This is a genomic window from Mycobacterium sp. NGS27, from assembly GCF_059813005.1.
Genome location: NZ_JCALDT010000006.1, coordinates 55,718 through 68,283, shown reverse-complemented (window position 1 = coordinate 68,283; position 12,566 = coordinate 55,718). Strand labels below are relative to the sequence as shown.

Annotated in this window: 11 protein-coding genes; 2 read left to right on the top strand and 9 right to left on the bottom strand. The window is 64.8% G+C overall.

The features are described from left to right. Nucleotides 1-8: 8 nt before the first annotated feature. Complete coding sequence (locus AC5Y30_RS17300) at nucleotides 9-1,244, bottom strand: CaiB/BaiF CoA transferase family protein (protein ID WP_499919902.1); 1,236 nt, start codon at nucleotides 1,242-1,244, stop codon at nucleotides 9-11. A 107-nt stretch (nucleotides 1,245-1,351) separates the two neighbouring features. Here AC5Y30_RS17300 and AC5Y30_RS17295 point away from each other — a divergent pair, with 107 nt between their 5' ends. Then, complete coding sequence (locus AC5Y30_RS17295) at nucleotides 1,352-2,557, top strand: cytochrome P450 (protein WP_499919901.1); 1,206 nt, start codon at nucleotides 1,352-1,354, stop codon at nucleotides 2,555-2,557. 11 nt (nucleotides 2,558-2,568) lie between these two features. Beyond that, the gene (locus tag AC5Y30_RS17290) at nucleotides 2,569-3,789 is read left to right on the top strand and encodes a CaiB/BaiF CoA transferase family protein (protein WP_499919900.1); all 1,221 of its coding nucleotides are present in this window, start codon (nucleotides 2,569-2,571) and stop codon (nucleotides 3,787-3,789) included. A 17-nt stretch (nucleotides 3,790-3,806) separates the two neighbouring features. On the opposite strand, the gene AC5Y30_RS17285 is transcribed toward AC5Y30_RS17290, so the two are convergent. From AC5Y30_RS17285 to AC5Y30_RS17250, 8 genes are read right to left on the bottom strand one after another with little or no spacing between them, the layout of a single operon-like run. Next, nucleotides 3,807-5,021, bottom strand: coding sequence for a cytochrome P450 (locus AC5Y30_RS17285; protein ID WP_499919899.1), 1,215 nt, complete (start codon nucleotides 5,019-5,021; stop codon nucleotides 3,807-3,809). 4 nt (nucleotides 5,022-5,025) lie between these two features. Beyond that, on the bottom strand, nucleotides 5,026-6,144 hold the full coding sequence (locus AC5Y30_RS17280) for a thiolase family protein (protein ID WP_499919898.1): 1,119 nt from the start codon (nucleotides 6,142-6,144) through the stop codon (nucleotides 5,026-5,028). After that, nucleotides 6,141-6,383, bottom strand: coding sequence for a hypothetical protein (locus AC5Y30_RS17275; protein WP_499919897.1), 243 nt, complete (start codon nucleotides 6,381-6,383; stop codon nucleotides 6,141-6,143). The genes AC5Y30_RS17280 and AC5Y30_RS17275 overlap by 4 nt, the downstream gene beginning before the upstream one ends. Beyond that, a complete protein-coding gene (locus AC5Y30_RS17270; RefSeq protein ID WP_499919896.1) occupies nucleotides 6,373-8,454 on the bottom strand; it encodes a CoA transferase in 2,082 nt (693 codons plus the stop codon). Before AC5Y30_RS17270 ends, AC5Y30_RS17275 begins: the two co-directional genes overlap by 11 nt. A gap of 2 nt (nucleotides 8,455-8,456) precedes the next feature. After that, on the bottom strand, nucleotides 8,457-9,539 hold the full coding sequence (locus AC5Y30_RS17265) for an acyl-CoA dehydrogenase family protein (RefSeq protein ID WP_499919895.1): 1,083 nt from the start codon (nucleotides 9,537-9,539) through the stop codon (nucleotides 8,457-8,459). Then, the gene (locus tag AC5Y30_RS17260; RefSeq protein WP_499919894.1) at nucleotides 9,529-10,722 is read right to left on the bottom strand and encodes an acyl-CoA dehydrogenase family protein; all 1,194 of its coding nucleotides are present in this window, start codon (nucleotides 10,720-10,722) and stop codon (nucleotides 9,529-9,531) included. The genes AC5Y30_RS17265 and AC5Y30_RS17260 overlap by 11 nt, the downstream gene beginning before the upstream one ends. After that, a complete protein-coding gene (locus AC5Y30_RS17255; RefSeq protein WP_499919893.1) occupies nucleotides 10,719-12,038 on the bottom strand; it encodes an amidohydrolase family protein in 1,320 nt (439 codons plus the stop codon). Before AC5Y30_RS17255 ends, AC5Y30_RS17260 begins: the two co-directional genes overlap by 4 nt. A gap of 33 nt (nucleotides 12,039-12,071) precedes the next feature. Then, nucleotides 12,072-12,503, bottom strand: a complete 432-nt coding sequence (locus AC5Y30_RS17250; RefSeq protein ID WP_499919892.1) for an SRPBCC family protein — start codon at nucleotides 12,501-12,503, stop codon at nucleotides 12,072-12,074. Nucleotides 12,504-12,566: the final 63 nt, after the last annotated feature.

Below are 12,566 nucleotides of genomic sequence, written 5' to 3'. Positions count from 1 at the left end.
TAGTGCGTTCAGATCACACCCTGCTTCGTCAGTTCGTCCAGTTCCTGACCGCTGTGACCGAGCAATCCGCCCAGCACCTCGCGGTTGTGTTCGCCGAGGCAGGGCGCCGCCCGCGTGACATTCCACGGCGAGGCCGACATTCGCAGCGGCAGCCCCTCGACCCGCACCGTCCCGATCTCTGGGTGCTCCACGGCCGGGAAGAGACCCCAGTCCGCTAGGTCGGGATCTTCGTCGATGCGTTCACGGGGCGACTTGACAACGCTGGCGGGAACTCCCGCAGCGGTGAGTTCGCTTGCCAGGAGAGGGGCCTCGCGCGTCCGGGTGCACGCGCTGAGCAATTCATCGAGCTCGTCGGCGGCGCGGAGCCGCTGCTCGAGTGTCGCGAACCGGTCGGCGGTCAGTTCCGGTTTGTCAACGACTTTGGCAAGCACCGCGACATCGCGATCGTCGCGGCAAGCGATGGCGATCCAGCGGTCCTCACCCAGGCACGGGTAGATCCCGTGCGGGGCCATCTCACCAAAGTCGGCGCGATTGCCGTGGGGACTCCCGGTTGAGCGTGCGCGCCGCTTGTTCACGGTCCAGTCGAGCACCTCGGTGGGCAGCATAGCGATGCCGGCCGGCACCGTCGCCAAATCGACATGCCGGCCTTCGCCGGTGCGTTCGCGGTGGTGTACCGCCGCCAGAATCGCGACGACCATGTAGTACGCCGCGATGTGGTCCATGTAGGAGAAGCCCCATCCCGCGGGTTCCCTGCCGGGCAGCCCGGCTGTGAACGTGAGCCCGCTCAGGGCTTGCACGATCGGGCCCCAGGTCTTGAAATCTCGATACGGACCGGTGTGGCCGAAGCCGCAATTCGACACGTAGACGATGTCCGGTTTGATTCGTCGCAGCTCGTCGTAGCCGAAGCCCATTCTGGTCAGCACGCCGGCCGCGAAATTCTCACACACGATGTCGGACACCGCGATCAGCTCGCGGAGCAGGTCCTTACCGGCGTCGACGCGCAGGTTGATGGTTACGCCGAGCTTGCCCACGTTGTGGTTGTTGAAACCTCCGCCCAGGTTGACCCCCCTGCGATCGTCGACAAACGGGCCCACGCCGCGCAGTGCGTCCCACATCCCGCGAGTAACCGGATCCTCGACCCGAATCACCTCGGCGCCGAAGGCCGCCAGAATTTTCGTCGCACCGGCCCCGGCCAGCTGGCCGCCCAGGTCGCACACGCGAAGATGGGATAAGGCGCTGGTCACTGTGTAACAATAAAACAGATTTTGTTCTTCTGCCAACAGGCGGGGTGCATGCGTGGTTAGGTGGCCGGTGCTCGCAGATTGACACTCAATGTTCTATTGTTCACTCTATGGTGACGATCGCAGCCGCCCGGTTCGACGAGCCGGCGTTCTACCTCGGCGACCCGAACGCGACATTTGCGCAGTTGCGCGAAGCCGACCCCGTGCACTGGTACGAGGAGGGCAAGTTTTGGGTTATTACCAAATACGAAGACATCAAGGGCATCTCGGCGCGTCCGGAGAAGTTCAAGTCCGAGCGTATCGGCATCATGATGGATCTGATCGCGCACCGGGAGGGCCGCGACCCACAGGGATACCAGGGCCGCGGCATCATGTTCATGGATCCTCCGGAACACCGCGAGCATCGCAAGGCCATCGGCGTCCGTTTCACGCCGGCGGCGGTCGCCAAGATGGAAGCGCGGGTACGCCAAGTCGTCAACGACGTCCTCGAGGGCCTGCCGGATGGTGAGTTCGATTGGATCCAGCGGATCGCCGAGCCCATTCCTGTCTATGTTTTCGCCTACCTGCTCGGAGTACCTGAGGAGGATTGGCCCAGGGTCGCGGGTTGGGCGACCACAATCGCGAACGTCGGCAGCGGAATGGCCAGTGACGATGACCTCGCGTTCATTTTCGAACACATCGGCCCGTACCTGCTAGGTCTGGTCGCCGAACGTAAGGACAATCCACAAGACGATCTGCTCACCCTGTTGTCGGAGGTGACGGTCAACGGAGAACCTTTCAACGAGACGCAGGTGATGATCTACGCGCTGACGCTGCTGGCGGCGGGCAGCGAAACTACGCAGAGCCTGATCGCGGGAATCGCAGACTGCCTCGACGGGCATCCCGACCAAGCGGAGAAGTTGTTCGCAGACCCAAGTCTGAGCGCCAACGCGGTCGAGGAGGTCCTACGGTACTGGACGCCGGTGATGAGCATGGCCCGCCAGGCCGCCAACGATGTGAACCTGCGCGGCGCGACCGTCAGGAAAGGCGACGGCGTGTTGCTGGCGTATGCATCGGCCAATCGCGACCAGGACCATTGGGGACCGACCGCCGAGCAGTTCGACATCACCCGCGACGACGCTGCAAGTCACCTTGGATTCGGCGTGGGTGAACATTTCTGCATGGGCGCCGCGCTCGCCCGACGAGAGGCGCGCCTCTTGCTGGACGAAATCGCCAAGCGCGCCACCGGCATTCACGTGGTCGGCGAGCGTGTGCCGCGGGCGTCCGCGCTAGTGCACACCCACGATCACCTGCCGGTCGTGCTGAACTACCGCTGAGAGGCGCATCGATGAGCGGACCGATGGACGGCGTGCGCGTCCTGGAGGTCGCGCAGTGGACGTTCGTTCCTGCGGCGGGTGCTGTGCTGGCCGACTGGGGTGCCGATGTGTTGAAGGTTGAGCACCCTCGCACCGGCGACTCGCAGCGCGGCCTGCGTCAGCTGGGCAACATCACCGTGGAAGGCCGGCGCAATCCCGTGATGGAGCACGCCAACCGTGGTAAACGGTCAATAGCGCTCGATGTTTCAACGCCGGACGGGCACGAGCTGCTGATGGATATTGCACGGACCAGCGATGTATTTCTCACCAATTTTCTGCCCGACGCCCGCAAGAAGCTCAAGATCGACGTCGACGACGTCCGGGCGGTCAACCCGAAGATCATCTACGCCCGTGGCAGCGCCTACGGTCCGCTCGGCGATGATGGCGCCAGGGGCGGCTACGACATGACGGGATTCTGGAGTCGCGCCGCCGGCGCCGCCAGCACGACGCCCAGTGACCTCAATGGAGTAATCGCGCAACCGGGCCCCGCGTACGGCGATTCGCTTGGCGGCATGACGATCGCTGGTGGCATCGCCGCAGCGCTATTCGAGCGCGAACGGACGGGCGTACCACGCACAGTGGACATCTCGCTGCTCGGTGTCGGTGTGTGGGCGATGGGCGTGGCCGTCAACGCCGCGCTTGTCAGCGGCCAGCCGTGGGTGGCCAATCCGGCCGGTGCCAACGTAGCGCCGCACAATCCACTAACCGGCTTCTACCGGACCAGCGACAACCGGTTCCTGGGATTGTCTATGCTGCAGGCGTTCCGGTACTTCGCCGACTTTTGCGCGCGGGTCGGAGTTCCCGAACTCGCCGCCGACGAGCGATTCGCCAGCCACGAACTGCTGACCGAGAACGCCCACGAGGCAACCGACGCGCTGCGTATCGCCATCGCGACACACCCCCTTGAGCACTGGCGCAAAGTGCTCGCGGACTTCGACGGCCAGTGGGCCCCGGTCCTCAACACGGCCGAGGTGGCGACTGACCCGCAGGTGCGCGCCAATGGCGGCATCGTCACAATCGAGCGCGACGGCGAGCCGTTCGATTTGGTGGCCAGTCCGGTGCTGTTCGACGAGACGCCTTTGCATCTCGGTCCATCACCGGAGTTCGCCGAACACACCGAGGAGTTGATCCTCGAACTCGGTGACGATTGGGACCGGATCATCGCGCTCAAGGACAGCGGCGCCATCGGCTGACGGACCACCCGCGCGGCTTATCGGACGGCCAACTCAAGACGGTTCAGGCGCCGGACCAGAATGCTGGGCAACCACTCGCCGACGTCGGCCGCCTCGATCCAGCTGGTGCGCGCCAGCAGCATCCGGAACACGATCTGAGCCTCCAATCGCGCCAGTGCGGCCCCCACGCAGAAGTGCACCCCCTTGCCGAAGGTCACGTGCCCTTTGGGGTTACCGCGGTCGAGGCGAAACTCATTCGGCGCGTCGAAGTGGGCCGGATCGCGATTAGCCGCTCCCCACATCAGCAGCAGATGAGAATCGGCGGCTACCTCGACTCCGCCGAGCGTGGTGTCGCGCATTACGTATCGGTAGTGGCCACGAAACGGCGCCTCATAGCGCAGCGCCTCTTCGATGAAGGCGCTTAAGGATTCGGGGTTGTCACGAACCCGCTTTTGGATTTCGGGTCGGTCGGTGAGAATCCATGCCGCGCTCCCCAGAAGCGATGCCGTCGATTCACCGGCGGCGCTGAATAGGGTCAGCATAATTCGGAGAGCTAGAGCTTGCTCGAGCTCTCCGGACGAACAGCGCGCGGCTAGGTCACTGATGAGACCGTGGTCGGAATTCTCGGCCGCCTTATCGAAATGCTCCATCACGTACGTGGACAGTTCGCCTGCCCCAGCCCACGCCGCCTCGAGCTGTGCCGGTGTGACAATCCCGTCGAGCAACGTCGTGGTGGCGTAGCCGAGGCGAATGAGGTCGTCGACGTCGTCGTCGGGCAGACCTAGCAACCTGGCCACCACCATCATTGGAAGCCGGTTGGCCACAGCGCTCATCCATTCAATTTGACCGCCACGCAGATGCTCGTCCCACAAACGATCAGCGGTATCGGCGGCGAACTCCTCGATGATGCGGACCCGCTTGGCGGACAAGTGCGGTAGCAAGATTTTGCGGTGCATCGCGTGCACCGGATCATCCGCGGTGGCCAACACGTGAGATTGATCTCCCGGCGCACCCAGCTCGAATGGTGTGACTGTCCCGTCGTCGTGATAGACCATGGTGGCCGTGAGGTTCGAAGAAAAATCGTCGACCCGTTCGACGGCCTCCATCACGGCATCCCAACCGCACACCGCGTAGAACGCCGAATTTCCGATGCGATGCACCGGCGCCACAGCACGCATCTGGTCATACAACGGATAGGGTTCTCGTACCGCGTCCGCGCCGAAGAACCGGACCGGATTATCAAGAACCGTCATGGGATCATCGGCCCAGCACGGCGACGACGCAGGACCCGCCACCGCCCATTGCCTGCACCAGCCCGATCCGAGGATCGGCGACTTGCCGCGAATCCGCCTCTCCCCGAAGCTGACTGACAATCTCAGCGGCCTGTGCCAGCCCGGTTGCGCCGAAGGCGTGGCCACGAGCAAGGCAACCGCCGTCGGTGTTCGTCGGTAAACGGCCGCCCGACGCCAGACCACCTGATTGGGCGAACTCAGCCACTTCCTTGACGTCGGCGAGGCCCATCGCGATGAGCGCGGTGATCTCCTCGCTGGCGCACATGTCGTGCAGGGAGACAACCCCGATATCCGACGGGACAACTTGCGCAGCATCGAAGGCCCGCTGAGCGGTCATCGTGATCTGAGACGGAGGGCCGACACATGGACCCGTGACGGGCCACGTCGGATCCTGCGGCCAGCTCGTCTGCTCGATCGACTTGACCGCCACCGATCGCGCTTGGTCTCCGCCCGTCACCAAGATCGCGGCTCCGCCGTCGATCGAGGCGTGACACATCATCTTCGTCAGCGGCTCGGCGACCATGCGGGCAGACATCACCTGCTCGACGGTCACCTCGTCGTTGGTCCGGCGCGCCGCCAACGGATTCAGCCGTGCTTGGTTGTACGACTTGGCTGCGACGGCACCGATTGCGTCCGGACCGCACTGGGCCTCGTGGAGCCACCGATTGGCCTCGATAGCATAGTGAATCTGCGGCGGGAAGCGGTCCCAGAAATCGACCGCAGCCGGTACCACCCCGCCGGGTTCGAGAGCCGTCGTCTTCTCGTAGCCGATCGCCAGCGCCGTGCGGCAACGGCCCGACGCGACCGCCCAGACAGCGTGCCGCAACGCGACCATGCCTCCCGCTGAGGCGCTTTCGATGGCGGTCACGGGAATTCCGGTGCGGCCCAGACGATGCGCCACTTTCAGCGCAGTCTGCGGCGGTGCCATCGAGGAAGATGCGAAGACCTCGCCGACAGCGGCATAGTCGAGTTCGGCATCGGCGAGCGCCCGCTCGGCGGCCGCGACCCCAAGGTCGGCCAACGCAGTGTCACCATGCTTGCCGAACGCCGTTATCCCGATCCCCGCGACATGGACGCCCGTCATTCCGGATCCGCCTCGAACAGAGCGGTTTTCGTTTCACCGAAGGTCTTCTCGACGACCCGGCCTACGGTGCCGGGCGCGGGCCGCGGCCCGGACACCAGCACCTGCAGTCGACCATCGGGAGTGTTTACCCAGGCGACACTGTAGCCTTGCTCGCCGTACCCGGGGATGGGTGACTTCGACGGTACAAAGGTCGACGCCCACACGGTCGCCGTCGTGTCGGTGGATTTGTCAGCGGGCACTGCTCATCCTTTCCTGACTGACGTTTGCGTTGCCCAGAGCCGGTGGTGGCGCCAGCGGTATGGGTCCCTGGTCGACGAACCGCCATGGCAAGCCCACCAGCCGGGCAGTACCTATGTCGGGGTCGGGATGGGCGATTTCGGGAAAGAATCCACGTGCGGCCAGATGTGGGTCGGCCACCAATTCCTCGGCGGCCTGCACCGCCGCGGCGGACACGCCCATCGCGCGCAAGCGCTCGGCCGCCTCGTCAGCCGATGTCCCGGCGATCATCGCAGGCAGTTCGTCGGTCCGCCCGTCGTCGCGCTCTACGAATTCGACTGCCACCCAACGGCCGTCGGCTGCGTGGTAAACCTCGCGATGCGCGGCGGTGTCGGCGACCGATCGGTCGTCGACCGAGGCCGCGGCGACGAATTCGGCCACCGTGGAGGCGACGACCTCGGCCATGGACAGATCGATCACAGCGCCGGTGTCACGGGCTGGCCCGATGGCCCACGCGGCTATGACTGTGGCGGCCACCACCGACGACAGCGGGTCCGCGATGACCGTACCCAGTCGTGCCGGCGATCCATCCGCGCCGGCGGTCAGTCCGGCCAGACCGCCGTAGGACTGAACATTATTGGCGTACACCTTATATCCGGCAATGGGACCGCTAGATCCGAAGCCGGACACGCTCAGGACAAGCCCGCCCGAGCCGGCGATCTTCGCAGGATCCACGTCCAACCGGGCCAGTCGTGACTTACCGACATTTTCAATGAGGACATCGGCGTCAGCCAGCGCGGTCGCGACGTCCAGAACGGCGCGGCCAGGCTCGATCAGCAGGCTCTGTTTCGAATGGTTGGCCACCGCAAAGTAGGCCCCACGCTCGACGCCAGGCTTCCCTTCGGCGAAAGGTCCAGTGCGCCGGTAGATATCAAGCCGATCGGGGTCTTCCAGGCGCATCACCCGTGCCCCCATCCCGCCCAGCAGCGCGCCGACGATCGGTCCGGCCAACACGTGGGTCAATTCCACGATGCGCAGATCGGTCAGACGACCCGTGCGGCCGCGATCGAAGCGCCCCCCGGCGGTGGTCAGCCACGGGGCATCCAGGACCGCAACGTCAACACCGTCGACCTGTGTTGACGACAGCGCCTCACGGAACGCGAACTGCGGTGAAGTCAGGATTTCTGCCGGTGCATTGACCGGGGTCGACGGAACGCCATTGGCCTGCAACAGTGCCGAACACGCTTCCTTGTCGTGCGTCGCCGCCCACTCGGCGACATGCCGGTTGATCAGATCGGCCTGCTCAATGCGGGCAGCCCTTTCGTCGAGACCCATCGCCCACTCCGGATGGCCGAGCGCCGCTAGCAGTCCGCGCCACTGGTGGTTTTCCACCGCGGTGATCCGGACCAAGCCGTCGCGGCAGCCGAACGTACCCGACGGCGCGAGATAGCGGCCGCTGCCGGCCTTTCCCTGGCACGAGTACAGGACGTGGGCGCACTCGGGAAGAGAAGCCGTGAACACCACCGCCTCCTGCACCGAAACATCAACGCTCACTGAATCGTGCGTGCTGTAGCGCCGGTCCAGACCGTGCAGAGACGCCAGCGCGGTCACCGCCCCCGCCGCCTTGAGGGCGACATACCCGGGTGCAGGCAACGGAGCGCCGTCGGATCCGGTGATGGTGGCCAGCATCCCACCGGCGGCTTGGGCGACGAGCTCGCCGCCCGGCTGTGTTGACCGGGGCCCGTCCAGACCGAATGGGCTGACACTGACCACGACGCAATTCTCGGCCTCTGGTGCCGCACCGGGGGCACCATCGACGATCACGATGTCGTGTCCGCCGATCATTGTCGTGAGGTCGGTGTCAGGTGGGGCAACCCGCTTGGCGTGATCGAGGGTAACGTCCACGGCGGCAACGGGTCCCGCCGCAGTTGTGATCCTCGGACCTGTGCGCTCAGCCACTTTGCCGGCGGCAACTTTGGTGACGTCGGCGCCCAAGCTCGCCAGCAGTGCGGCCGCCGCCGAACCGGCAATCCCGTCGCCGAGCTGCAACACGGTGATTCCCGACAGGAAGCGAATGTGTTCGACGGTGTTCACGCTTAACGATCTCCGTTGTCGACGGACGGGTGTCGGGCACTGAGCCAACGGGTGACGACGTCACGGTGATAGGCGCGCTCCCCCAACGTCGCCGCGACACTCGCCGCGCGGCGAAGGTGAACGTGGGCGTAGTGCTCCCAGGTGTAGGCGATGCCGCCGAACACCTGGATCGCGCCCTCAGGGACGGCGCGCAGCGAATCGATACCCCAATATGCGGCTAGCGATGCCAGCGCCGCAGCGTCGGGATGCCCGTGCTGACACGCGTCGGCGGCGCGGTTGACAAGGGCCCGTCCGACTTCGATCGCGCACCGCTGGTCGACGAGGCGGTGCTTGACCGCCTGGAATGCACCAATCGGGTGGCCAAACGCGGTGCGCTGCTTGGCGTATTCGATCGCCGCTTCGTTGGCGGCCGAGGCGATGCCGACCAGCTCGGCTACCTGAGCGACCCGTGCACGCATTGTCGCGCCGTAGTAGCGGACCTCGGCTGAGTCACCCGACTCGATGACGTCAATCGGTGCTTCCTGCAGCGAGATTCGGGCAGCAGGGTTGTGATCCAGTGGGGTGATCGCTTCACATGACACGCCTGCGCCGGTCGGGTCGACCACACCCAGAACAGCCTGGTCGTTCGTGCCGGCACAGACCAGGAGCCTGGTCGCAACCGCAGCGAAGGGCACAAGCGGCCATACTCCGGAGATGTTGCCGGCGCCGGTGAGTTCACCGCGCTCGGGTAGCACCAGGCTGATGCCGTCCGCGCGCCGATCCTCGCACCAGCCTGCGGCAGCCGTTGCGCCCAGCGGGACGGGGGCCGCCGCCGCGCCTGCCGCCTCGGCCAGCACACACAACTCACGAAGACCCTCGCCTCCCCCGCCGCCCGCATCGCTCACCAAAACATCGGGCCATCCCAACTCGGCGATGGTCTGCCACAACACCGGGTCGAAGGCCGGGCCAGGGCGGTCGAGCAGGCTCCGGAATGCCTGTAACGACCATGCCCGCCGCAGGATATCGTCGGCCGACTCGCGCAACCGGGCCAGTTCTGCTGCAGTGTCGGCGATCTCCGTCAACGACGACAGGGCGTCAGCAGTCACGGGGCAGCCCCAGCAACTTCTCGCCGATCACATTGCGCTGGATTTCCGATGTGCCCGCGCCGAAGGTCGCGGCCCGCATCAACAAGTAGCTCTGCGCGACATTGCCATCCTTGACCGCCCCCACCGAGCCGCGCTCCAACGTGCCTGCGGGGCCGGCGAGTTCCAACCCGAAATTCGCCATCGCCTGGTCGACCTCCGAGGTCAGCAACTTGGCCACCGACGCCTCCGGGCCGGGGCTGACACCACGGACGCCCGCGGCGGTCGCCTGTGCCGAAATCTGTCGAATCGCCTCCACCTGCGCCGCGAATCCGACGATGCGATCGGCGACATAGCTGTCGTTAAATCCGTTGCGGGCCAGCGCATCCTCCTCCTGAGCCATTTTGACCAGGATCGCAAGCCGCCGCTCGATGCGATGAGTGCGACTCTGGCCCACACGCTCGAAGCCCAGTGTGGACTTGGCCACCTTCCAACCGCCGTTCAACGGCCCGAGAACGTTGACGAGCGGCACACGCACCGAATCGAAGAACACCTCATTGAACTCCGACTGACCGGTGATCTGCCGTATCGGGCGCACCGCTATTCCGGGGGTTCCTAACGGCACCAGGACGTAACTGATTCCATGGTGCTTATCCGCTGTCAGATCGGTACGCGCCAGAATGTAGATCCAGTCCGCGTATTGGGCCTTCGAAGTCCAGATCTTTTGACCGGTGATCACCAATTCGTCGCCGTCGATATCGGCCTTTGTCTTCAGCGCAGCCAAGTCGCTGCCGGCCTCGGGCTCACTGAAGCCCTGACACCACACCTCTTCCCCAGACAGAATCTTGGGCAGATATCGTGCGCGCTGCTGGTCGTTGCCCCACTGAATGATGGTGGGCCCCAACTGATTGACGGCGCTCCGATTGATAGGCTCGGGCGCGCGGGCGGCAGCCATCTCCGCGTTGAAGATCAGCTGCTGCACCGGTGTGGCGGCGCGGCCGCCGAACTGCACGGGCCAAGAGATCGCGGCCAGACCGGCGTCGTAAAGCCGTCTCTGCCACAACCGCATTCGGTCCAGGGGGTCGGTCTCGTTAGATCCGGGACCCAGGACCTCAGACGTCAGCGCTGATGCTAGAAAAGCGCGGACCTCGTCGCGGAACTCGCGATCAGCGTCAGCGAGGATGACGCCATAGTCCGGCTCGGTCACGCTCCACCGCGAAGGATCGAGGCCATCCGCACCTTCATGTCCCCGTACGTGATCGCCGTGGCTCCTGCCTTCGGCGCGCGGCCGGCGTCTACCTTCGGGGCGGACAGATCCAAGCCGGCGATCTTCCCGCGCAATGCTGCAACGGTGCAGTTCGCTCTTCCGAGTCGCTCAACGCCCGTGTAGCCGAAAGCACGGGCGGCGTTACGCCACGTGATCGCTTCGACCTCCTCAGCGGTGCAGCCCTGCAGCTGGGTAGCGAGCTGCTCGGGCGCGTCGGGCCAACTACTGTCCGAGTGCGGGTAGTCCATCTCCCAACAGATGGTCTCCACCCCGATACGGTCGCGCATCTCGATGCCCACGCGGTCACGGATGAAACATGACATGAAGTTGCGCCGGAATACGTCGGTGGGGCTCAGGCCATCACCGAGATCGTCTCCGGTCCACGCCCGCTGGCGGGAATAGATGTCCTCGAATCGCTCTAACAGGAACGGGATCCAGCCGATCCCGCCCTCAGATAGGGAGAACTTGATAGTTGGAAACTTCGTGAGGACCGGGGAGAACAGCAGATCGGCCGTGAACCGCTGGGTGTCAAGGGGGATCATCGCGTTGTACGCGAGGTAGGTGGTCAGGTCAGACGGCACGGGCATGCCGCCGCCCGTGCCGATGTGGATGTTCACCACGGAGTTCTCTTCACACAACGCCTCCCACAGCGGGTCCCAGTGCGGGTCCTGCCACGGCGGCTGGCCGTAGTTGCCGATGTGCTGCGGCGCCGTCACCGCGCGGCAGCCCAGCCCCGCCAGCCGATGCACCTCGGCTGCGGCCAGCGCCGGATCCCACAGCGGCAGAATGCCCATCGGGATGAAGCGGTCGGGATGACGGCCGCACCAGTCCTCGATGTGCCAGTCGTTGTAGGCGCGGACCATCACCTCAGAGACCGCACGATCACCCCGGTAGGTGAACAGCGCGCCGGAGATGGTGGGAAACGACGGAAAACATAGCGAAGCCAACACGCCGGACGCGTTCATGTCGTTCACCCGCGCGTCGACGTCGTAACAGCCTGCCCGCATGTCGCTGAATCGAGAGGGCTCAAATCCCCACTCATCGTTGGGCCGGCCCGCGACCGCGTTGAGTCCGATGTTGGGCAGTTGCAGACCGTCATACTCCCAAAAGCACACGCCGTCGGCGTCCTCGACGATGCGTGGAGCGTCGTCGGCGAAACGGGGTGGCACCCGCCCAGCGAACATGTCGGGCGGTTCGACGGTGTGGTCGTCCACGCTGATCAGCACAAGATCGAGAGGATCAATCACCTGATGCATTTTAGACTAATAAACAGATTATGTCTAAGTGTTCTATCCGGGCATCCGCTCGTTGGCGAAGTCCTGCACCCAGCCCGCCATCAAGCCGTAGACGCCCTCCATGGCATCGCGCGCGGCGGCATCGTCACCAATCGGTTCATAGTCGATGTCCCAGACAACGACCGATTCCCCAACGGCATCCGTGCTTTCGGAGACGGTGTTCACCGCCACAAATCGGCTGACCGGCATCGGATTATTGGCGATCTCGTAGGATAGCGCGCGCTCGTCCGGTTTGATCCAGATGAGTGTCTCGATTACCGGCTTCTCACTGCTTGCGGCAATGAACCGTCGCATGCCCGGTCCTTCGCCCTCGACCCGGACATCGCTGGGCCCGGGGATCCAATCGACGTTGCCGAAGTCAGCCAGGACTGCCCAAACTGCGTCCGGCGATGCCGCGAGCCGCTTGGTGACCGTGAACGATGGCATTCGCTGAAGGTACCACCACCATGGAACAGTTGATCGACTACTGTTTCTATGTACTGCCGAGTG